Raw genomic sequence first — 21,953 nt, 5'->3', positions numbered from 1 at the left:
AGGATCGCGTCGGCCGCTTGACCCGGCCCGTCCACTGTCACACCGCAGCAGCCCCGCACGTGCACCGCCGTCGTACCTCTGTCGTACCTCCGTCGCGCCGCACCCCGGGCGCGACGGTGAAACCCCCCAGTAGACCCTCTCGGATCCGGGCGGGGAAGCCCCTTGCGCGGCAGCCCCGTACCATAGGACATAGCCGTGGCGCGTCCGCCCGGCGGGCGTACGAGGAACTGACGCCGCATCCCACGATCCGAGAGAAGCGCAAGCACCCATGCCCACGCGCCACGACATCCGTAACGTCGCCATCGTCGCCCACGTCGACCACGGCAAGACGACCATCGTCGACGCCATGCTCAAGCAGGCCGGTGCCTTCGCCGCCCACCAGCAGCTCGACGACCGCATGATGGACTCGAACGACCTGGAGCGTGAGAAGGGCATCACGATCCTCGCCAAGAACACGGCGGTGAAGTATCACCCCAAGGACGGCGGGGCCCCGATCACGATCAACATCATCGACACCCCGGGCCACGCCGACTTCGGTGGCGAGGTCGAGCGTGGTCTGTCGATGGTGGACGCGGTCGTCCTCCTCGTGGACGCCTCCGAGGGGCCGCTCCCGCAGACCCGCTTCGTGCTGCGCAAGGCGCTCCAGCAGCGCAAGCCCGTCATCCTCTGCATCAACAAGACGGACCGCCCGGACTCCCGGATCGACGAGGTCGTCAACGAGACCTACGACCTCTTCCTCGACCTGGACGCCGACGAGGACCAGATCGAGTTCCCGATCGTCTACGCCTGCGGCCGTGACGGCATCGCCTCGCTGACCAAGCCGGAGAACGGCACGGTCCCCGCGGACAGCGACAGCCTCGAGCCGTTCTTCGCCACCATCCTGGAGCACGTCCCGGCCCCGGTGTACGACGAGGAGGCGCCCCTCCAGGCCCACGTCACCAACCTGGACGCCGACAACTTCCTCGGCCGCATCGCGCTGCTCCGCGTCGAGCAGGGCGAGCTGCGCAAGGGCCAGACGGTCGCGTGGATCAAGCGGGACGGCACGATCTCCAACGTCCGCATCACCGAGCTGATGATGACCGAGGCGCTCACCCGCAAGCCCGCCGAGGTCGCGGGCCCCGGTGACATCTGCGCCGTCGCCGGTATCCCCGACATCATGATCGGCGAGACGCTGGCCGACCCGGAGAACCCGATCGCGCTGCCGCTGATCACGGTCGACCAGCCGGCGATCTCCATGACCATCGGTACGAACACCTCGCCGCTCGTCGGCCGCGGTGGCACCGGCAAGGGCGCCGACGCCAAGTCCGCGGTCAAGCAGCGCAAGGTCACCGCCCGCCAGGTCAAGGACCGTCTGGACCGCGAGCTGATCGGTAACGTCTCGCTCCGCGTCCTCGACACCGAGCGTCCCGACGCCTGGGAGGTCCAGGGCCGCGGTGAGCTCGCGCTCGCCATCCTGGTCGAGCAGATGCGCCGCGAGGGCTTCGAGCTCACCATCGGCAAGCCGCAGGTCGTCACGAAGATGGTCGACGGCAAGGTGCACGAGCCGGTCGAGCGCCTCACGGTCGACGTGCCCGAGGAGCACATGGGCGCGGTCACGCAGCTCATGGGTGTCCGCAAGGGCCGTATGGACAACATGTCGAACCACGGCTCCGGCTGGGTCCGCATGGAGTTCGTCGTTCCGTCCCGTGGCCTCATCGGCTTCCGTACGGAGTTCCTCACCAACACCCGCGGTACGGGTATCGCCCACTCGATCCACGAGGGCCACGAGCCGTGGTTCGGCACGCTGACGACCCGTAACAACGGTTCGCTGGTCGCCGACCGCGCCGGCGCCGTCACCGCCTTCGCGATGACGAACCTCCAGGAGCGCGGCGTCCTGTTCACCGACCCCGGCACCGAGGTGTACGAGGGCATGATCGTCGGCGAGAACTCGCGCTCCGACGACATGGACGTGAACATCACCAAGGAGAAGAAGCTCACCAACATGCGCTCCGCCTCCGCCGACTCCTTCGAGGCGATCGTCCCGCCGCGGAAGCTCTCCCTGGAGCAGTCCCTGGAGTTCTGCCGCGACGACGAGTGCGTCGAGGTGACCCCGGAGGCCGTGCGCATCCGCAAGGTCATCCTGGACCAGAACGCGCGTGGGCGTGCGTCTTCCCGCGCCAAGAACGCCTGAGCAAGCTCGCATACGGCCGAGTGCGGCGGGGTAGGTCACCGACCTGTGATCTTCGCCGCTCTCCGCTGACATGACGTCAGCACAGAGCCCGGACCCCCACAGACACCTGTGGGGGTCCGGGCTTTTCGTCAAGTTCCGTCAACTCCATTTCGGAGGCCGGGTGTCCGCATATCGGCCATCGCTCTCCGGTACGTGTGTTAACGGTCCGTTTCGGGGGTGTCTGTCTGTGCTCAGTTTGTCCGGATTTCGGTATCTGGGGGCTTGGTGATGTTGTCAAACCGAGACCACTTAAGTGTGGTTTACAGCCCGGACGTACTTAATAGTTGGCTCCATTGAGCTCGGGTCAATGGGTCACGCACTGTGGGGAGTGCCGACTCACGAGCACACTCGGGGCACTTGAGTCCAAAAGCCGTCAGGGGTGTCGGCAGAACTCGGAGTGCCCCTCTTGTAGTGACAAAAGTGGACTCATGAGGAGGAACCCATGCGCGGTGCCAAGAGCGCCAAGTGGGTAACGGGCGCGATCATCGTTGCCCTTGCTGCGACCGCCTGTGGCGGGGGTAAGAGCGACAGCGGCGACGCCAAGGGCGCTGTTGACCCGAACGGAATCTTCTCCGTCGAGCTGGGCGAGCCTGAGAAGCCCCTGCTCACCGGTGACACGATGGAGTCCAACGGCTCCGCCGTCATGGCCGGCCTGTTCTCGACCCTGGTCGACTACAAGGCTGACGGCTCCCTGGAGATGATCAACGCCGAGTCGGTCACCACGACGGACTCGAAGACCTGGACCGTCAAGCTCAAGCCGGGCTGGACCTTCCACGACGGCACCCCGGTGACCTCGAAGTCCTTCGTGGACGCGTGGAACTGGAACGCCAACGTCAAGAACGCCCAGGGTCTGTCCTCCTGGTTCGCGGACATCAAGGGCTTCGACAAGGTCCACCCCGAGGCCGAGGGCGCCAAGCCCACCGCCGACAAGCTCGATGGTCTGACCGTCGTCGACGAGACCACCTTCAAGATCGAGCTCACGAAGGCCGTTCCGTACTTCGGCCACAAGCTCGCCTACATCGTCTTCGCCCCCCTCCCCGAGTCCTTCTACAAGGACCCGGCCGCGGGCGGCCAGAAGCCGGTCGGCAACGGTCCCTACAAGTTCAAGAGCTGGGACCACAAGAAGAAGATCGAGATCGTCCGCTACGACGACTACAAGGGCCCGAACAAGGCGAAGAACGGCGGTGTGGTCTTCAAGAACTACACCACCCTCGAGGCTGCGTACGAGGACCTGAAGTCCGGCAACGTCGACGTTCTGCGCCAGATCGCGCCGAAGGACCTCCCGGTCTACCGCCAGGACCTCGGTGACCGTGCCGTGGACCAGCCGTACTCCGCGATCCAGACGATGGCCATCGCCTTCTACGCCGACCAGTGGAAGAAGCCGAAGCAGGTCGACCCGAAGGTCATCCAGGGTCTGTCGATGGCGATCGACCGCGCCACCATCACCAAGACGGTGCTGCAGGGTACGCGTGAGCCCGCGACCGGCTGGGTCGCCAAGGGTGTCCTGGGCTTCCAGGAGGACGGTGGCGCCGGCGTCACCAAGTTCGACCCGGCGAAGGCCAAGGAGCTGATCAAGGCCGGCGGCGGCGTCCCCGGCAACAAGATCTCCATCCAGTTCAACGCCGACGGTGGCCACAAGGAGTGGGTGGACGCTGTCTGCAACTCCATCACCCAGGCCACGTCCGTCCAGTGTGTCGGCGACGGCAAGCCGGACTTCCAGGCCGACCTGAACGCCCGTAAGAGCAAGCAGGTCAAGTCGATCTACCGCTCCGGCTGGGTGCTCGACTACCCGGTGAACGCCAACTTCATCTCGGACCTGTTCCGTACGGGTGCGGCGGGCAACCAGGGCGACTTCTCCAACAAGGCGCTGGACGCCAAGATCGCCAAGGCTGACTCCGCGGCGACGCTCGACGAGTCGGTGAAGCAGTTCCAGGCCATCGAGAAGGACCTGGTCAACTACATGCCGTCCATCCCGCTCTGGTACTACAAGGTCAACGCGGGCTACTCCGAGAAGGTCTCGGGCGTGGCTTACGGTCAGGACGGCGACCCGATCCTGACCGGCGTCGAGGTCCACAAGTAAACCCGAACGTAGTCCGCACGCCGTCACAGGACTGACGGATCGTCAGTCCCGTCTCGGTGCCTTAACGCAGTGGCTGGGGGGCCCTTCCACGACATCGCCGTGCCCGGAATCGGGCCGGGCTGTCGCGGGAGGGCCCTCGGCTGCGGCCGTCACATCTCAACGGAGGCATGATGGGGCGCTATGTCGCACGACGACTGCTCCAGATGATCCCGGTCTTTTTCGGGACAACCCTGCTGATCTTCCTCATGGTCTACAGCCTGCCCGGCGACCCCGTGGCCGGACTGTTCGGTGACAAGGGCGCTTCGCCCGCCACCATCGCGGAGATCAGACACAAGCTCGGTCTCGACCAGCACATCCTGAAGCAGTACTGGGATTACATCACCGGGATCCTCTTCCACTTCGACTTCGGGACGCAGATCCGCAACGACCGTCCCGTCACCGAGGTGCTGGGGGACGCGTTCCCCGTCACGCTGCAGCTCGCAGCGCTCGCCTTCGCCGTCGAGCTGATCTTCGGCATCGGCCTCGGCGTCATCGCAGGTCTCCGCGCCGGCCGTCTGGCCGACAACGCCATCCTGATCTTCACGCTGCTGATCATCTCGATCCCGGTCTTCGTGCTCGGCTTCATCATCAAGATGGTGTTCGCCTTCCAGCTCGACTGGATCGCACCGAACGTCAGCAACGACCAGCTGCTCTCCGAGATGATCGCTCCGGCCATCGTCCTCGGCGGTCTCTCCCTCGCCTATGTGGCACGGCTCACCCGCACCTCCATGGCGGAGAACCTGCGCGCGGACTACATGCGCACGGCCGTCGCCAAGGGTCTGCCGAAGAGCCGCGTCATCGGCGTCCACCTGATGCGCAACTCGCTGATCCCGGTCGTCACCTTCCTCGGTACCGACATCGGCGCCCTCATGGGCGGCGCGGTCGTCACCGAAGGCATCTTCAACGTCAAGGGTGTCGGTGGTCTGATCTACGAGTCGATCACCCGGCGCGAGGGCACCACCCTCGTCGGCCTCGTCACGATCCTGGTCGTCGTCTACCTCATCACCAGCCTGCTCATCGACCTGCTGTACGCGGTCCTGGACCCGAGGATCCGGTATGCCTGACGTGACCAAGACCGCGACCGCGGCCGCCGAGGACGCCGTCGCCACCCCCTCGGTGGACGTGTCCGGTGTCAAGGGCGAGAAGGCGCGCAGCCTCTGGGGCGACGCCTGGAGCGACCTGCGCCGCAACCCGTACTTCATCGTGTCGTCGGTGCTGATCTTCTTCCTGCTGCTGATCGCCGCCTTCCCGAGCCTCTTCACCAGTGCCTCGCCCACGACCGGTGACCTCGTCAAGCACTACGTGGGCAAGCCGGAGCTCGGCGACATCGGCTCCCCGGGCTGGCTCGGCTACGACATCCAGGGCCGGTCCGTCTACGCCCGACTGATCTACGGCACCCGTGCCTCGATCATCGTCGGCATCTGCGTCACCGCGATCGTCACCGTCGTCGGCGGCATCACGGGCATGATCGCCGGCTACTTCGGCGGCTGGATCGACGCGCTCATGTCCCGGGTCACCGACATCTTCTTCGGTATCCCGTTCCTCCTCGGCGCCATGGTCGTCCTCCAGGCGTTCGTCGAGCGGACCGTCTGGGTCGTCGTCTTCGCCCTCGCCTTCCTCGGCTGGACGCAGATGGCCCGCGTCATGCGCGGCGCCGTGATCACGGTCAAGCACGCCGACTACGTCCACGCGGCGAAGGCCCTCGGCGCCGGCACCAGCCGGATCCTCTTCCGGCACATCCTGCCCAACGCCATGGCCCCCGTGATCGTCGTCGCGACCATCGCGCTCGGCGGCTACATCTCGGCCGAGGCCACCCTGTCCTACCTGGGCCTGGGCCTTGCCTCCCCGACCGTCTCGTGGGGTGTCGACATCTCCGCGGGTGTTCAGGCGATCCGTACGTCGCAGCACATCCTGCTGTACCCGTCGATCATGCTGAGCCTCACCGTTCTGGCGTTCATCATGCTCGGCGAAGCCGTCCGCAACGCCCTCGACCCCAAGCTGCGCTGAGGAGGGCGTAAAAGATGAGCATCATCGACAAGACCGCGGCCGTCCCCGCGCCGCGCGACGGATCCGACTTCAACGGTCCGCTGCTCGAAGTCCGCGACCTGCACGTCGAGTTCCACACCCGTGACGGTGTGGCCAAGGCGGTCAACGGTGTCAACTACTCGGTGAACGCCGGCGAGACCCTCGCCGTCCTCGGCGAGTCCGGCTCCGGCAAGTCCGTCACCGCGCAGGCCATCATGGGCATCCTCGACATGCCGCCCGGCAAGATCCCGCAGGGCGAGATCCTGTTCCGCGGCCAGGACATGCTGAAGATGTCCGAGGAGGAGCGCCGGAAGATCCGCGGCCGGAAGATCGCGATGATCTTCCAGGACGCGCTGTCCTCCCTCAACCCGGTCCTCAGCGTCGGCTACCAGCTCGGCGAGATGTTCCGGGTGCACCAGGGCCTGTCCAAGAAGGACGCCAAGGTCAAGGCCATCGAGCTGATGGACAAGGTCAAGATCCCCGCCGCCGCGGCGCGGGTCTCCGACTACCCCCACCAGTTCTCCGGCGGCATGCGCCAGCGGATCATGATCGCCATGGCGCTCGCCCTGGAGCCGGACCTGATCATCGCCGACGAGCCCACCACGGCTCTCGACGTGACCGTCCAGGCCCAGGTCATGGACCTCCTCGCGGAGCTCCAGCGGGAATACAACATGGGCCTGATCCTGATCACCCACGACCTCGGCGTCGTCGCCGACGTCGCGGACAAGATCGCCGTGATGTACGCCGGCCGGATCGTCGAGCAGGCGCCGGTGCACGAGCTGTACGGCCGCCCGGCCCACCCGTACACCCGGGGTCTCCTGGACTCGATCCCGCGCCTGGACCAGAAGGGCCAGGAGCTCTACGCGATCAAGGGCCTCCCGCCCAACCTGCTCCGGGTGCCCTCCGGCTGCGCCTTCAACCCGCGCTGCCCCAAGGCCGACGACATCTGCCGTACGGAGATCCCGGCCCTGGCGCCGGTCACCGAGCAGGACGGCACGGATCTCCCGGGCCGTAAGAGCGCCTGCCACTTCTGGAAGGAGACGATCCATGGCTGACCTCAGCAAGAACGACGAGGCCGTGGCCGCGTCCGAGGCGGAGGCCGTAGCCGCCATCGAGGCTCCCGTGGGCCGCGGCGAGCCGATCCTCCAGGTGCGCGACCTGAAGAAGCACTTCCCGCTGACGCAGGGCATCCTCTTCAAGAAGCACGTCGGCGCGGTCAAGGCCGTGGACGGGGTCTCCTTCGACCTCTACCAGGGCGAGACCCTCGGCATCGTGGGCGAGTCCGGCTGTGGCAAGTCCACGGTCGCCAAGCTCCTGATGAACCTGGAGCGGGCCACCGCCGGCGAGGTCTTCTACAAGGGCCAGGACATCACCAAGCTGTCCGGGCGCGCGCTGAAGGCCGTCCGCCGCAACATCCAGATGGTGTTCCAGGACCCGTACACCTCGCTCAACCCGCGCATGACGGTCGGCGACATCATCGGGGAGCCCTTCGACATCCACCCCGAGGTGGCCCCGAAGGGCGACCGGCGCCGCAAGGTGCAGGAGCTCCTCGACGTCGTCGGTCTCAACCCGGAGTACATCAACCGGTACCCGCACCAGTTCTCCGGCGGTCAGCGCCAGCGCATCGGCATCGCCCGCGGCCTCGCGCTCAACCCGGAGATCATCATCTGCGACGAGCCGGTGTCGGCCCTGGACGTCTCCGTCCAGGCGCAGGTCATCAACCTGATGGAGAAGCTCCAGGACGAGTTCAACCTCTCCTACCTCTTCATCGCGCACGACCTGTCGATCGTCCGGCACATCTCGGACCGCGTCGGCGTCATGTACCTCGGCAAGATGGCCGAGATCGGTACGGACGAGCAGATCTACGAGCACCCGACGCACCCGTACACCCAGGCACTGCTCTCCGCGGTGCCGGTGCCGGACCCGGAGGCCCGCGCGCACCGCGAGCGGATCATCCTCACCGGTGACGTCCCCTCGCCGGCGAACCCGCCGTCGGGCTGCAGCTTCCGCACCCGTTGCTGGAAGGCGCAGGAGAAGTGCGCGCAGGAGACGCCGCTCCTCGCGGTCCCGCAGCGCTTCCAGGGCCAGGACACCCCGGCCGCGCACTTCTCGGCGTGCCACTTCGCCGAGGAGAAGCAGGTCGTCCCGGTGCACTGACGCCCGGCGCGCCGGACCTGAGAAGGGGCGCCCCGTTCCGTACGTACGGAACGGGGCGCCCCTTCGTCGTCCGCGGGGCCGGAAGGGCGTCCGTCCGCGGGGCCGCAGGGAGTCCCTCCGTCCGCCGGGCCGGAAGGGCGTTTCCGTCCGGCCCCCATAAAAGTGCACCCCCGTCAATATCGGGTGATATTGGGGCCTAAGTCAGACTGAGGACATTCGGGAGGCACTCCATGCGCGGAGCCACGCACGCCAAGTGGGCCGCTCTGGCCACCGCCGTCGCCCTCGCGGCGACCGCCTGCGGTGGCGGCGACGACAGCGGCGGCGGCGGTGCCGACGGCATCGTGAGCTCCTCGTGGGGCGACCCGCAGAACCCGCTGGAGCCCGCCAACACCAACGAGGTCCAGGGCGGCAAGGTCCTCTCCATGATCTTCCGCGGGCTCAAGCAGTACGACCCGAAGACCGGCGAGGCCAAGGACATGCTCGCCGAGAAGATCGAGACCACCGACTCGACCAACTTCACGATCACCGTCAAGGACGGCTGGACCTTCTCCAACGGAGAGGCGGTCACCGCCAAGTCCTTCGTCGACGCCTGGAACTACGCCGCCCATCTGAAGAACAACCAGAAGAACGCCTACTTCTTCGGCCAGATCGAGGGCTACGACAAGGTCCACCCCGAGAAGGGCGAGCCGACGGCCGAGACCCTGTCCGGCCTCAAGGTCACCGGCCCCCGGACCTTCACGGTCAAGCTCACCCAGAAGTTCTCCACCTGGCCCGTCACCCTCGGCTACGCCGCCTTCGCGCCGCTCCCCAAGGCCTTTTTCGACGACCACGCCGGCTGGCTCTCGAAGCCCGTCGGCAACGGCCCGTACACCGTCGACTCGTACTCCAAGGGCTCCCAGATGGCCCTCAAGCGCTGGGACGGCTACCCCGGCACCGACAAGGCGCAGAACGGCGGTGTGACCCTCAAGGTCTACACCGACAACAACACCGCCTACACCGACCTGACGGCCGGCAACCTCGACCTCGTCGACGACGTGCCCGCCTCCCAGCTCAAGAACGTCGAGGCCGACCTCGGCGACCGGTACATCAACGTCCCCGCCGGCATCATCCAGACCCTGTCGTTCCCGTTCTACGACGCGGCCTGGAACAAGCCCGGTCAGGAGAAGCTCCGCCAGGGCCTCTCCCGGGCCATCGACCGCGCCCAGATCACGGAGACGATCTTCCAGAAGACCCGCACACCGGCCGTCGACTGGACCTCCCCGGTCCTCGGCGAGGAGGGCGGCTACAAGGACGTCTGCGGCGACTTCTGCAAGTACGACGCGGCCGAGGCGAAGAAGCTCGTCGCAGAGGGCGGCGGCATCCCCGGCGGCACCATGAGGATCTCGTACAACGCCGACACCGGCTCCCACAAGGAATGGGTCGACGCGGTCTGCAACTCCATCAACCGGGCCCTCGGCAACGACCGCGCCTGCGTCGGCAACCCCGTCGGCACCTTCGCCGACTACCGCAACCAGGTCACCACGCAGAAGCTCCAGGGCCCCTTCCGCGCCGGCTGGCAGATGGACTACCCGCTCATCCAGAACTTCCTGCAGCCGCTGTACTACACCAACGCCTCGTCCAACGACGGCAAGTGGACGAGCCCCGAGTTCGACAAGCTCATCGACCGGGCCAACGCCGAGCCGGACACCGCGAAGGCCGTCGGCATCTTCCAGGAGGCCGAGGGCGTCCTCCGCGACGACATGGGCGCCATCCCGCTCTGGTACCAGAACGGCAGCGCCGGCTACTCGGAGCGCGTCTCCAACGTCTCCCTGAACCCCTTCAGCGTCCCGGTCTACGACCAGATCAAGGTCAACTGACGCCGTAGCAGGTCGGAGGCGTACGGCCCGGCCCGCGGACCCCCGCGCCGGGCCGTACGCCTTCCCCGGAACCCCCCACCCGGAGCCAACCCCCGGAGCCCCTCATGGGTCGTTATGTGATCCGGCGACTGCTGCAGATGATCCCGGTCTTCTTCGGCGCCACGCTGCTGATCTTCCTGATGGTGAACGTGATGGGCGACCCCATCGCCGGACTGTGCGGCGACCGCCAGTGCGACCCGGCGACCGCGGCCCAGCTCAAGAAGGAGTTCGGCCTCGACAAGCCCGTCTGGCAGCAATACCTGACCTATATGGGCAACGTCTTCACCGGCGACTTCGGCACGGCCTTCAACGGCCAGGAGGTCACCGAGCTGATGGCGAACGCCTTCCCGGTCACCATCCGTCTCACCCTCGTCGCCATCGTCTTCGAGATCGTCATCGGCATCAGCCTCGGCGTCCTCACCGGCCTCAGGCGCGGCCGCCCCGTCGACACCACGGTGCTGCTGCTGACCCTGGTCGTCATCTCGGTCCCGACCTTCGTCACCGGCCTGCTGCTCCAGCTCCTCCTCGGCGTGAAATGGGGCTGGATCAGACCGGCCGTCTCCACCGACGCCCCGATCGACGAGCTGATCGTCCCCGGCCTCGTCCTCGCCTCGGTCTCCCTCGCGTACGTCACCCGGCTCACCCGGACCTCCATCGCCGAGAACAAGCGCGCCGACTACGTCCGCACCGCCGTGGCCAAGGGACTGCCCCGCCGCCGGGTCATCACCCGCCACCTGCTGCGCAACAGCCTCATCCCCGTGGTGACCTTCATCGGCACCGACGTCGGCGCGCTCATGGGCGGAGCCATCGTCACCGAACGGATCTTCAACATCCACGGCGTCGGCTACCAGCTCTACCAAGGCATCCTCCGCCAGAACACCCAGACCGTCGTCGGCTTCGTGACCGTTCTCGTCCTGGTCTTCCTGGTGGCGAATCTGCTCGTCGACCTCCTGTACGCCGTCCTTGACCCGAGGATCCGCTATGCCTGAGCAGCCCGAGCAGCCGTACGAAGGCCAGGCCATCGCCCCGACCGGAGGCGGCGGCGCCTACGACCTCGCGATGGCCGAGGCCGAGACCCTGGAGAAGAACCCGGGCGGCCCCGAAGGCACCGGCCCCGACCGGAAACCCCGCTCCCTCTGGTCCGACGCCTGGCACGACCTGCGCCGGAATCCGATCTTCATCGTCTCCGGCCTGATCATCCTCTTCCTCGTGGTCATCGCCATCTGGCCGCAGCTCATCGCGAGCGGCAACCCCCTCGACTGCGACCTCTCCAAGGCGCAGGAGGGATCCCAGCCCGGTCACCCCTTCGGCTTCAACGGCCAGGGCTGCGACGTCTACACCCGCACCGTCTACGGAGCCAGGGCCTCCGTCCAGGTCGGCGTCTTCGCCACCCTCGGCGTCACCCTCCTCGGCTCCGTCCTCGGCGGCCTCGCCGGCTTCTACGGCGGCGCCTGGGACGGCTTCCTCTCCCGCATCACCGACGTCTTCTTCGCGATCCCCGTCATCCTCGGCGGCCTCGTCCTGCTCTCCGTCGTCAGCAACAACAGCGTCTGGCCCGTCATCGGCTTCATGGTGCTCCTCGGCTGGCCGCAGATCTCCCGCATCGCCCGCGGCTCCGTCATCACCGTCAAACAGAACGACTACGTGCAGGCCGCCCGCGCCCTCGGCGCCTCCAACTCACGGATGCTGCTCCGCCACATCGCGCCCAACGCCCTCGCGCCCGTCATCGTCGTCGCGACCATCGCCCTCGGTACGTACATCGCGCTCGAAGCCACGCTCTCCTTCCTCGGCGTCGGCCTCAAACCCCCCACCGTCTCCTGGGGCATCGACATCTCCTCGGCAGCCGCCTACGTGCGCAACGCGCCCCACATGCTGCTCTGGCCCTCCGGCGCGCTCGCCATCACCGTGCTCGCCTTCATCATGCTCGGCGACGCCGTGCGCGACGCCCTCGACCCCAAGCTGAGGTAGGGACCCATGCTGCTCGAAGTGCGCGACCTGCACGTGGAGTTCCACACCCGGGACGGGGTCGCCAAGGCGGTCAACGGCGTCGACTACTCCGTCGACGCCGGCGAGACCCTCGCCGTCCTCGGCGAGTCCGGCTCCGGCAAGTCCGTCACCGCCCAGGCCGTCATGGGCATCCTCGACATGCCCCCGGGGAAGATCACCCAGGGCGAGATCCTCTTCCAGGGCCAGGACCTCCTGAAGCTCAAGGAGGAGGAACGACGCAAGATCCGGGGCGCCAAGATGGCGATGGTCTTCCAGGACGCCCTGTCCTCCCTCAACCCCGTCCTCAGCGTCGGCGACCAGCTCGGCGAGATGTTCCAGGTCCACAAGGGCATGTCGCGCAAGGACTCCAGGGCCAGGGCCGTCGAGCTGATGGACCGGGTGCGCATCCCCGCCGCCAAGGAACGCGTCGGTCAGTACCCGCACCAGTTCTCCGGCGGCATGCGCCAGCGCATCATGATCGCCATGGCGCTCGCCCTCGAACCCGAACTGATCATCGCCGACGAGCCCACCACCGCCCTCGACGTCACCGTCCAGGCGCAGGTCATGGACCTCCTCGCCGAACTCCAGCGCGAGCTCCACATGGGACTCATCCTCATCACCCACGACCTCGGCGTCGTCGCCGACGTCGCCGACAAGATCGCCGTCATGTACGCCGGCCGGATCGTCGAACGCGCCCCCGTCCACGAGATCTACAAGGCCCCCGCCCACCCCTACACCAAGGGCCTCCTCGAATCGATCCCGCGCCTGGACCAGAAGGGCCAGGAGCTGTACGCGATCAAGGGCCTGCCGCCCAACCTGCTGAACATCCCGCCCGGCTGCGCCTTCAACCCCCGCTGTCCCCTCGCCAGGGACCGCTGCCGGACCGAGGTGCCCCCGCTGTACGAGGTGACCGAGTCCCCCGTGCCGCGCACCAGCGCCTGCCACTTCTGGAAGGAGTGCCTCCATGGCTGAGTCGACCGGGTCGGCCGAGGCGATCCTCGAAGTCCGGGACCTCCACAAGCACTACCCGCTCACCCAGGGCATCCTCTTCAAGAAGCAGGTCGGCGCCGTCAGGGCGGTCGACGGCGTCGACTTCGACCTCGCCGCGGGAGAGACCCTCGGGATCGTCGGCGAATCGGGCTGCGGCAAGTCGACCGTGGCGAAGATGCTCGTCAACCTGGAACGGCCGACGTCCGGCTCCATCCGCTACAAGGGCGAGGACATCAGCAGGCTCTCCCCCCGCGCGCTCAAGGCCGTCCGCCGCAACATCCAGATGGTGTTCCAGGACCCGTACACCTCGCTCAACCCGCGCATGACGGTCGGCGACATCATCGGCGAACCGTACGAGATCCACCCCGAGGTCGCCCCCAAGGGCTCCCGCCGGCAGAAGGTCCAGGACCTCCTCGACGTCGTCGGCCTCAACCCCGAGTACATCAACCGCTACCCGCACCAGTTCTCCGGCGGCCAGCGCCAGCGCATCGGCATCGCCCGCGGCCTCGCCCTCCAGCCCGAGATCATCGTCGCCGACGAGCCCGTCTCCGCGCTCGACGTCTCCGTCCAGGCGCAGGTCGTCAACCTCCTGGAGAACCTCCAGACCGAGTTCTCCCTGTCGTACGTCTTCATCGCCCACGACCTGTCGATCGTCCGGCACATCTCCGACCGCGTCGGCGTCATGTACCTCGGCCGGATCGTCGAGATCGGCACCGACACCCAGATCTACGACCACCCCACCCACCCCTACACCCAGGCGCTGCTCTCCGCCGTCCCCGTCCCCGACCCCGAGGCGCGGGCCCACCGCGAACGCATCATCCTCACCGGCGACGTCCCCTCCCCGGCCAACATCCCCTCCGGCTGCCGCTTCCGCACCCGCTGCTGGAAGGCCCAGGAACGCTGCGCCCTGGAAGTCCCGCTCCTCGCCGTCCCCGCGGAGTTCCGGCTCACGGACAGCCCGGCGAGACACCCCTCGGCCTGCCACTTCGCCGAGGAGAAGCAGGTCGTCCCCCCGGAGCACGACACGGACGAACCCGACACGCCGCCCAGGCGCCGCTTCTTCCGGAAACCCGAAAAGCCTTAACGCCCGGGCAACTTGACGGAAGCGGCACCGATATACGGACACGGCACAGTCGACGACGTACGGCCGTGCGGGTGCCGTGGCCGGCCGGGACGTCATGGCGCCCCGGCCGGCCGTCCGCCACCGGCGGGAAACGCGGAACCGCTTGTTTCGGCGGATGGCGACCGAGAGTATCGGGACCGTGACTGTGACACGACCGGCACGTCTCACGGGCGCCGCGCTCTGCGCCGCGCTCGCCCTCATCGCCGCCGTGTGGATCCTCAAGGACCTCGCCGCGCTCGGCTCGCCCGCCGACCTCGCGTGGTACTGGGCGGGGGACCACCACTTCCTCATCCGGGGGCGGTCCGCCACCTCGCTCATCGACCCGGTGCTCCTCGCCGTCTCCGCCGCCACCGCCGTCGCCGCCCTCCGCTCGCGCCACGCGGCCTCCGCGCTCGCCGCGACCGGCGCCGTCACCCTCGCCCTGCGACTGCCCGGACTGTGGGCACCCGCGAGCGGGGCCCTCGTCACCGCGTTCCTCGAACTGGCCCTCGCCGCCGGTCTCGTCATCACCGCGGCCGCCGGCCGCCGCCCCGTCACCGCCTCGTACGAGCAGCCGGCCACCCGCCCCCGCACCGGCCCCGCGATCGCCGCCGGGATCCTGCTCGCCGTGGCCACGCTCGTCACGGTCCTGTGGGAGCTGTACTGGGCCACCGAACTGCCCCTGGAGATCACCGTCGACCGGTTCATCGGCGGCCGGTCCGTCCTCAGGGCGGATCTCGCGCCGCCGCCCGGCTGGCTCTCCCTCGTCCTCACCGCCCTGTACGGCACGGCCGCCGTCTCCGCCTTCGTGCGGGCCCGCCACAGCCGGTCCTACGGGCTGCTCGCCGGGGTGTTCCTCGTGGCCGGCGGCATCGCCGAGACCGCGCGGACAGCCCGCTACGAACTCGTCGGCCGCTTCGGGGACATCACGACGGCCGAACAGATGGACGTCCTCAGCGCCTGCTTCGGAGTGCTCGCCGGAATCGCGGTGCTCGTCCTTCTCGCCGGGCGCGGCGCCCCCGCCGCCGCACCCGGCGCCTTCCCACCGGCCCGGATGCCGCCCCCGGCGCCGCCGTACCCGCCGCCGCCCGGCTGGTGACTCAGTCCTCGCGCAGCCCCAGGGACCGCCTCAGGAAGTCCACCTGGAGCAGGAGCAGGTTCTCCGCCACCTGCTCCTGAGGCGTCATGTGCGTGACCCCGGTCAGCGGCAGCACCTCGTGCGGCCGCCCGGCGGCGAGGAGCGCGGAGGAGAGCCGCAGCGCGTGCGCGACGACCACGTTGTCGTCCGCGAGACCGTGGACGATCATCATCGGCCGCTCCGGCACCTCAGGACCCGAAAGCCCGTCGTCGGTGAGCAGCGACTGCGCCGCGTACACCTCCGGATCGTCCTGCGGGGTGCCCAGGTACCGCTCCGTGTAGTGGGTGTCGTACAGCCGCCAGTCCGTCACCGGCGCACCGGCGACGGCCGCGTGGAACACGTCGGGCCGCTGGAGCACCGCCCGCGCCGCCAGGTACCCGCCGTACGACCAGCCGCGGATCGCGACCCGGCCCAGGTCGAGCGGGAAGCGCCCCGCGAGTCCCTGGAGGGCCTCCACCTGGTCGTCGAGGGTCGGCGAGAAGTCCCGCGCGATCGCCTTCTCCCAGGCGGGGGAGCGTCCGGGCGTGCCCCGCCCGTCCGCGACGACCACCGCGAAGCCCTGGTCGGCGAACCACTGGGACGTCAGATGCGGATTGTGGGCGGCGACCACCCGGGGCCCGTGCGGACCGCCGTACGGATCCATCAGGACCGGCAGCGGCCCGTCGCCCTCCTCGTACCCCGAGGGAAGCAGCACCGCGCACGGGATCCGCCGGGCGCCCGCCTCCGTGAGCCGCACCCGGGCGGTGATCACCGGCTCCTTGGCGTACGAGGCCACCACCGCGACCTGTTCGCCGTCCCGCAGCACCCGCGCCACACTCCCCGGCGCCCCGGGCCGCGCCGACACCAGCACGGTCACCGGCCCGGACCGCACCGCGCCGTGCACCCCGACGCCCCCGGAGAGCCGCTCGGCGCCCGCGCCGGTCACCCGGTACACATGGACCTCACCGGTCTCGGGGACGGCCGCGTCCGCGCCCGCCGAAGCCGACACGAGGACGTCGTCGTCCCCGATGTCGAGCACGGCCCGCACATGCAGCCCGGCATCGGTGAGCGTCTCCTCCCCGACGGCCAGGGCACGGGCCCCGCTCTCGTCCGTGACGCGCACCAGACGCCCGTCGGGGGTCCACGCCGGCACCCCCGGCAGCAGCTCCAGCCACACCGGATCCGTCTCCTCGCGTACGGTTCTCGTCTCCCCGGACTCCGGGTCCGCCGCGAGGAACAGCTGCGCGCGCTGGTCCCGCGCCTCGACGAGGAGCAGCGGAGCCCCGGCCGCCGACCAGTGGACCCGCGCCAGGTACGGAAACCGCTCCCGGTCCCACCGCACCTCCGTACGCGCCCCGTCGAGGCCCACGACGAACAGCCGCACCTCCGCGTTGCCGGTGCCCGCCGCCGGGTACGCCACCGGCTGCGGCTCCCGGTCCGGGTGCGCCGGGTCGGAGATCCACCAGCGCCGCACCGCCCGGTCGTCCGCCCGGGCGACGAGCAGCCGGTCCGAGCCGGGGGACCACCAGAAACCCCGCTCCCTGCCCATCTCCTCCGAGGCGATGAATTCGGCCAATCCGTAGGTGACGTGATCGTCCTCGGGAACGGCCAGTTCCCGGTCGCCCGCACCGTCCGCGCCCACGACCCGCAGCGCGCCCTCCGTCACGTACGCCACGAACCGTCCGTCCGGCGAGGGCCGGGGGTCGATCACCGGCCCCGGCACCGGCAGCTCCCGTGCCGTCCCGGCCCGCAGCTCCGCCGTGAACAGCCGCCCCGACAGGGCGAACGCCGCCAACTCCACGGCCCCGTCCACCGCGTACGACACCACGCCGGCCGAGCCCTCCCGGCTCCGTTCCCGGCGCGCCCGCTCCTGCGGCGACAACTCCTCCTCCGCCCCGGCGAGCAGCAGCTCCGGGTCGGCCGCCACCCGCTCCCCGGGCGGGCCGCCGTCCCGGGGCAGGTCGAGGACCCAGAGCCGGTGCGAACGGTCCGTCCCCGAAGCGGACCTGACGAACACCACGCGCTCCGCGTCCGGGGAGATCGAGAAGGCACGCGGGACCCCCAGGGTGAACCGCTGGGTCCTCGCGTGCTGACGGGGGAAGGAGAGCCCGGCCGAGGGTGTGGCCGACTGCTGTCGAGACAAGGTCATGCGGCTGAAACTAGCGCCGTGCGCCCCCCTCGTGCCTCTGTCCGCCGATCGATGCGGTCGCACGGATAGTTATGATCCGTAGCGCTAGGTGGGTATGCATCCGATCGGCATGCCCCCTGGCACATGCTGATCGACCGAACCGCTCGAATATCCGACCGAAGAAGTGTGGAGGTGAACCGCCGTGGCACTCTCGATCTCCGTGGTGGTGCTGCTGGCGATCGTCGTCTTCCTTCTGATCCGGAAATCCGGGTTGAAGGCGGGACACGCGGCGGTCTGCGCGCTCCTGGGCTTCTATCTGGCGAGCTCGTCCATCGCTCCGTCCATCAGCACCCTCACCACGAACGTGGCGAACATGGTCGGCGGGCTCAAGTTCTGAGACCCCGCACGTCCTGACCTGCCACCCGGTCCGACCTCGTAGGGTGGGGACATGTCCGATCTCCCCGCCCGCCGTCTGCTGCTCGTGCACGCGCACCCGGACGACGAGTCGATCAACAACGGCGCCACCATGGCCAGGTACGCGGCCGAGGGCGCCCTCGTCACCCTCGTCACCTGCACGCTCGGCGAGGAGGGCGAGGTCATCCCGCCCGGGCTCGCCCACCTGGCCCCCGACCGGGAGGACCGGCTCGGCCCCCACCGTGTCGGCGAACTGGCCGCCGCGATGCGCGAGCTGGGCGTCACCGACCACCGTTTCCTCGGCGGCCCCGGACGCTTCCGCGACTCCGGGATGATGGGCGCCGAGCAGAACAAGCGCGACAACGCCTTCTGGAACACCGACGTCGACACGGCCGCCCCCCACCTCGTCGAGGTGATCAGGGAGACCCGCCCGCAGGTCCTCGTCACCTACGACCCCGACGGCGGGTACGGCCACCCCGACCACATCCAGGCCCACCGCGTCGCCATGCGCGCCGCCGAACTCGCCGCCGACCCGGCCTACCGGCCCGGACTCGGACCCGCCCACACGATCGCCAAGATCTACTGGAACAGGGTGCCCCGCCCCGTCGCCGAGGCCGCTTTCGCCCGGCTGCGCGCCGAGGGCTCCGTCTTCCCGGCCGTCGCCGCGATCGACGACGTCCCGGGCGTCGTCGACGAGGACCGGATCACCGCCGCGATCGACGCCGGACCGGAGCACGCGGCACGCAAGAGCGCGGCGATGGCCGCGCACGCCACCCAAGTCGCCGTCGACGGTCCCTTCTTCGCCCTCTCCAACGACCTCGGCCAGCCGATCTTCACCACCGAGTACTACGAGTTGGTCCAGGGCGTCCCCGGCGCCCCCGCCGGCGAGCGCGAGACGGACCTCTTCGCGGGGGTGACCGCGTGAGCACCTCCACGCCGACCGCATCCCGTAACGCCCGGTTCGTCTGGTGCGCGGTACTTGTCGTCCTCGGCGCCCTCGTCGGAACCGCCGGCGCTCTCGTCCAGGCCGCCTGGCTCCCCGGCGGCCTGTTCCTCGCGCTCCTCGCGACCGCCGCCCTCTTCTACGGCGGACTGCGCGCCACCGGCACCCAGACCGGCGTCGTCACCGGCGCCGCCGGCTGGCTCCTCGCCGTCATCCTGCTCAGCCTCGGACGCCCCGAGGGTGACGGGGTGTTCGCCGGAGGCGTCGGCGAGCTGCTCTTCCTCTTCGGAGGCATGGCCCTCGCTGTGATGTGCGCCACGCTGTCACGGCTGCCGCGACCGACCCCTTGAACAGGTCGACTTGAGGCCGGGGACGCCCTGACTTCGGCCGGATTGCCCGTCGTCCGTCACCCGGGGGTCGGGTATATGACGGCGGCGGCCAGTATGGTGGTGCGCGCCGCCGAACCGCCCGGGTTATACGAGCATCAGCAAGAGCGGGCGGTGGAGCCAACCGGGAGATCCTGCTTTGAGTCGTGAAACTGGTCGAGAGACTGACAGTTCGTCCTCCGGCGCCCAGGGGCGCGGTGGAGCCGCGTACCCCTCGGGTACACCGCCGTACGGATCCCGCCAGTATCCGTCGCTCCACCCCTCGCAGGACGCGCCGGAGGAGACCGCCGCGCCCGCTCCGCCGGAGGAGCCCAAGACCGAGACGACCCTGACGACCCGTATCCGGATCAACATCCCGGGTTCGCGTCCGATCCCGCCGGTCGTCGTCCGCAAGACGGTCAACGAGACGCCCGCGCCGGAACCCGCGCCCGAGCCCGCTCCCGCCGTGGAGCCGGAGCCCGCGCCGGTGGCGGCCCCCGAGCCGCCGCAGGCCGAGGAGGCGCCCAGGGCGAAGGAGACGAGCGACTGGTTCGCCCCCCGCAAGGCGGCGCCCCAGAGCCCGGCCCCGACGCCCGCCCTGCCGTCGGCACCCACCCCGGCCCCCAAGCCGGCCGCCGCCGGGCCGGACGCCCAGGGCACGGGCTTCGCGGGCTCCGCGACCTCCGGCGTCCCGACCGTCGGCAGCACCCCGTCGAGCCGCCCGGTCACGGCACAGCCGACGCCCGGCAACCCGCTGTACGACAGCGGCCCGTCGACGGGCAGTACGCCGATGTACACGGGCACACCGGCCGGCGGCACGCCGATGTACAGCGGGACCCCCGCCGGGGGCACGCCGATGTACGACGGAGGCCCGGCCGGAACCCCCGCCGGGGGCACGCCGATGTACGACGGAGGCCAGGGCTACGAGGGCACGCCCGGCGCCGGAACCCCGAGGTACGACGGGACCCACGGCTACGAGGGCACCCCCGCCGCCGGAACCCCGAAGTACACCGGGACGCCGGCCGGCGGCACGCCCGCGTACCGGGGTCCGGGCGCGGCCGCGCCGACCGGCCCCACCACGGGCCCGGTCACCGGCACCGTCTCCCTGGGCGGTCCCGGACAGACCAAGAGGCCGGGCCAGGGCGCGGGCTCCCCGTTCCCCGGCGGCGCCCCCCGCATGTCCGACGACACCGCGATCCTCACCCCGCAGGCACCCGCGCCGGCCCCGGGACCCGGGGCGCACGACGGCAGCGGCCACATCTCCGGGGACACGCTCACCAGCGGCATCCCCGTCGTCCCGCCGAAGGCGGCCCGACCGGACCTCACCCCCCGCATCGAGGAGCAGGCGAGCCCCGCGCCCGCCCCGGCACCCGCGCCGCGCCAGACGTCCGCGCCCGGCCGCGCGCCCGCGAAGAAGGGCCGCTCCAAGCTGGTCCTCCTCGCCGCCGGAGTCTTCGGCCTCGCCGGCGTCGCCTACGGCGCGGGACTGCTCCTCAACCACTCCGACGTCCCCAAGGGCACCACGGTGCTCGGCGTGGACATCGGCGGCGGTACGAAGGAGGAGGCCGTCAACAAGCTGGACGCGGCCCTCGGCGAGCGCGCCGCCACCCCGCTCCAGCTCGGCCTGGGCGGCCAGAAGGTACAGCTGCCCCCCGAGAAGGCGGGCCTGTCGCTCGACAGCCAGGAGACCGTCCGCGCCGCCGCCGGCAGCGACTACAACCCCGTCTCCGTCATCGGCTCCCTCTTCGGCGGCGAGCGGGTCGCCAAGCCCGTCTTCCCGGTCGACAAGGAGAAGCTCGCCGTCGCGCTGCGCGACCTCGCCGGCACGTCCGCCTCCGCGACCGAGGGCACCATCCTGTTCGCCCCGAACAAGGTGACCCCCGTCGAGGGCAAGCCCGGCAAGGCCGTCGACCTCCAGCGCTCGATGATCTCCGTCCAGGACGCCTTCCGCGCCCAGGTGGAGACGGGCCAGAACAGGCTCGTCGAACTGCCGGTCACCACCCGCCGGCCGACCGTCACCAAGGCCGAGCTCGACCGGGCGATGAAGGAGTTCGCCACCCCCGCCATGTCCGGTCTGATCCGGATCTACGCGGGCGGCAAGTACATCGACTTCGGCCCCGCGCGGTCCCTGCCGCAGATCCTCTCCATGAAGGCCGTCGACGGTCGGCTGGTCGAGGTCTACGACAAGAAGGCGATCGACCGGCTCCTCGACGGCGCCTTCGACGGAATCATGATCACCAAGGGTGACGGCACCAAGCACGAGGTCTCCGCCGACGACGTCGCCTTCGTGATGGGCGACGCCCTGCGCGGCAGGACGAAGGCGGAGCGCACGAAGACCATCGACCTCAGCGGCGAGGGCTGACCGCACCCGCCCCGGGCCCCGAGCCCCCGTCCCCTCCCGGGACGGGGGCTCCCGCGCGTCGCGCGCGGATCACCACCGGCCCCCGTACCGCTGCTGCCTGGCGCGCAGCCACGCCTGGATCTCCCGCACCTCGGCGGGGAA

Annotated in this window: 17 protein-coding genes; 16 read left to right on the top strand and 1 reads right to left on the bottom strand. The window is 69.6% G+C overall.

Translation table 11 applies throughout. The annotated features are described in order from the left end of the window. Positions 1-268: 268 nt before the first annotated feature. The 12 genes from typA (at position 269) to ACFVYX_RS24740 (ending at position 15,582) form a co-directional block, all read left to right on the top strand. Positions 269-2,170, top strand: coding sequence for a translational GTPase TypA (gene typA / locus ACFVYX_RS24795; RefSeq protein ID WP_389683649.1), 1,902 nt, complete (start codon positions 269-271; stop codon positions 2,168-2,170). 481 nt (positions 2,171-2,651) lie between these two features. Continuing rightward, on the top strand, positions 2,652-4,289 hold the full coding sequence (locus ACFVYX_RS24790; protein ID WP_389683648.1) for an ABC transporter substrate-binding protein: 1,638 nt from the start codon (positions 2,652-2,654) through the stop codon (positions 4,287-4,289). Between the two features lie 170 nt (positions 4,290-4,459). Continuing rightward, on the top strand, positions 4,460-5,392 hold the full coding sequence (locus ACFVYX_RS24785) for an ABC transporter permease (RefSeq protein ID WP_389683703.1): 933 nt from the start codon (positions 4,460-4,462) through the stop codon (positions 5,390-5,392). After that, complete coding sequence (locus ACFVYX_RS24780) at positions 5,385-6,335, top strand: ABC transporter permease (RefSeq protein WP_389683647.1); 951 nt, start codon at positions 5,385-5,387, stop codon at positions 6,333-6,335. Before ACFVYX_RS24785 ends, ACFVYX_RS24780 begins: the two co-directional genes overlap by 8 nt. A 14-nt stretch (positions 6,336-6,349) precedes the next feature. Continuing rightward, entirely contained in the window at positions 6,350-7,408 is a 1,059-nt protein-coding gene (locus ACFVYX_RS24775) for an ABC transporter ATP-binding protein (RefSeq protein ID WP_389683646.1), read from the top strand. Beyond that, a complete protein-coding gene (locus tag ACFVYX_RS24770) occupies positions 7,401-8,510 on the top strand; it encodes an ABC transporter ATP-binding protein (protein ID WP_389683645.1) in 1,110 nt (369 codons plus the stop codon). Before ACFVYX_RS24775 ends, ACFVYX_RS24770 begins: the two co-directional genes overlap by 8 nt. A gap of 230 nt (positions 8,511-8,740) precedes the next feature. Next, positions 8,741-10,366 carry an ABC transporter substrate-binding protein gene (locus ACFVYX_RS24765; protein WP_389683644.1) on the top strand — a complete coding sequence of 542 codons (1,626 nt, stop codon included), beginning with the start codon at positions 8,741-8,743 and terminating at the stop codon, positions 10,364-10,366. A 104-nt stretch (positions 10,367-10,470) separates the two neighbouring features. Further along, positions 10,471-11,394 (top strand): ABC transporter permease, encoded by a 924-nt coding sequence (locus ACFVYX_RS24760; RefSeq protein ID WP_389683643.1) that lies wholly within the window; start codon positions 10,471-10,473, stop codon positions 11,392-11,394. After that, positions 11,387-12,373, top strand: a complete 987-nt coding sequence (locus tag ACFVYX_RS24755; RefSeq protein ID WP_389683642.1) for an ABC transporter permease — start codon at positions 11,387-11,389, stop codon at positions 12,371-12,373. The genes ACFVYX_RS24760 and ACFVYX_RS24755 overlap by 8 nt, the downstream gene beginning before the upstream one ends. Positions 12,374-12,379: 6 nt before the next feature. Continuing rightward, the gene (locus ACFVYX_RS24750) at positions 12,380-13,363 is read left to right on the top strand and encodes an ABC transporter ATP-binding protein (protein WP_389683641.1); all 984 of its coding nucleotides are present in this window, start codon (positions 12,380-12,382) and stop codon (positions 13,361-13,363) included. Next, a complete protein-coding gene (locus ACFVYX_RS24745; RefSeq protein ID WP_389683639.1) occupies positions 13,356-14,465 on the top strand; it encodes an ABC transporter ATP-binding protein in 1,110 nt (369 codons plus the stop codon). Before ACFVYX_RS24750 ends, ACFVYX_RS24745 begins: the two co-directional genes overlap by 8 nt. 178 nt (positions 14,466-14,643) lie before the next feature. Next, on the top strand, positions 14,644-15,582 hold the full coding sequence (locus tag ACFVYX_RS24740; protein ID WP_389683638.1) for a hypothetical protein: 939 nt from the start codon (positions 14,644-14,646) through the stop codon (positions 15,580-15,582). Position 15,583: 1 nt separating this feature from the next. Here ACFVYX_RS24740 and ACFVYX_RS24735 read toward each other — a convergent pair whose 3' ends face one another. Continuing rightward, positions 15,584-17,749 carry a prolyl oligopeptidase family serine peptidase gene (locus ACFVYX_RS24735; RefSeq protein ID WP_389683637.1) on the bottom strand — a complete coding sequence of 722 codons (2,166 nt, stop codon included), beginning with the start codon at positions 17,747-17,749 and terminating at the stop codon, positions 15,584-15,586. A 181-nt stretch (positions 17,750-17,930) separates the two neighbouring features. On the opposite strand from ACFVYX_RS24735, the gene ACFVYX_RS24730 reads away from it, so the two are divergent. From ACFVYX_RS24730 to ACFVYX_RS24715, 4 genes are all read left to right on the top strand, one after another. Continuing rightward, complete coding sequence (locus tag ACFVYX_RS24730; RefSeq protein ID WP_030207665.1) at positions 17,931-18,125, top strand: hypothetical protein; 195 nt, start codon at positions 17,931-17,933, stop codon at positions 18,123-18,125. A 51-nt stretch (positions 18,126-18,176) separates the two neighbouring features. Next, positions 18,177-19,067 carry an N-acetyl-1-D-myo-inositol-2-amino-2-deoxy-alpha-D-glucopyranoside deacetylase gene (gene mshB / locus ACFVYX_RS24725; protein WP_389683636.1) on the top strand — a complete coding sequence of 297 codons (891 nt, stop codon included), beginning with the start codon at positions 18,177-18,179 and terminating at the stop codon, positions 19,065-19,067. Further along, positions 19,064-19,435, top strand: coding sequence for a DUF6113 family protein (locus ACFVYX_RS24720; protein ID WP_389683635.1), 372 nt, complete (start codon positions 19,064-19,066; stop codon positions 19,433-19,435). Before mshB ends, ACFVYX_RS24720 begins: the two co-directional genes overlap by 4 nt. A gap of 175 nt (positions 19,436-19,610) precedes the next feature. Further along, entirely contained in the window at positions 19,611-21,812 is a 2,202-nt protein-coding gene (locus ACFVYX_RS24715) for a hypothetical protein (protein WP_389683634.1), read from the top strand. Positions 21,813-21,953 lie beyond the last annotated feature (141 nt).

The sequence above is a fragment of the Streptomyces sp. NPDC058326 genome, assembly GCF_042879855.1.
In the GTDB taxonomy this organism is placed as follows: domain Bacteria; phylum Actinomycetota; class Actinomycetes; order Streptomycetales; family Streptomycetaceae; genus Streptomyces.
The sequence above is the reverse complement of the archived record's forward strand: the minus strand, read 5'-3'. Positions and strand labels throughout refer to the sequence as shown.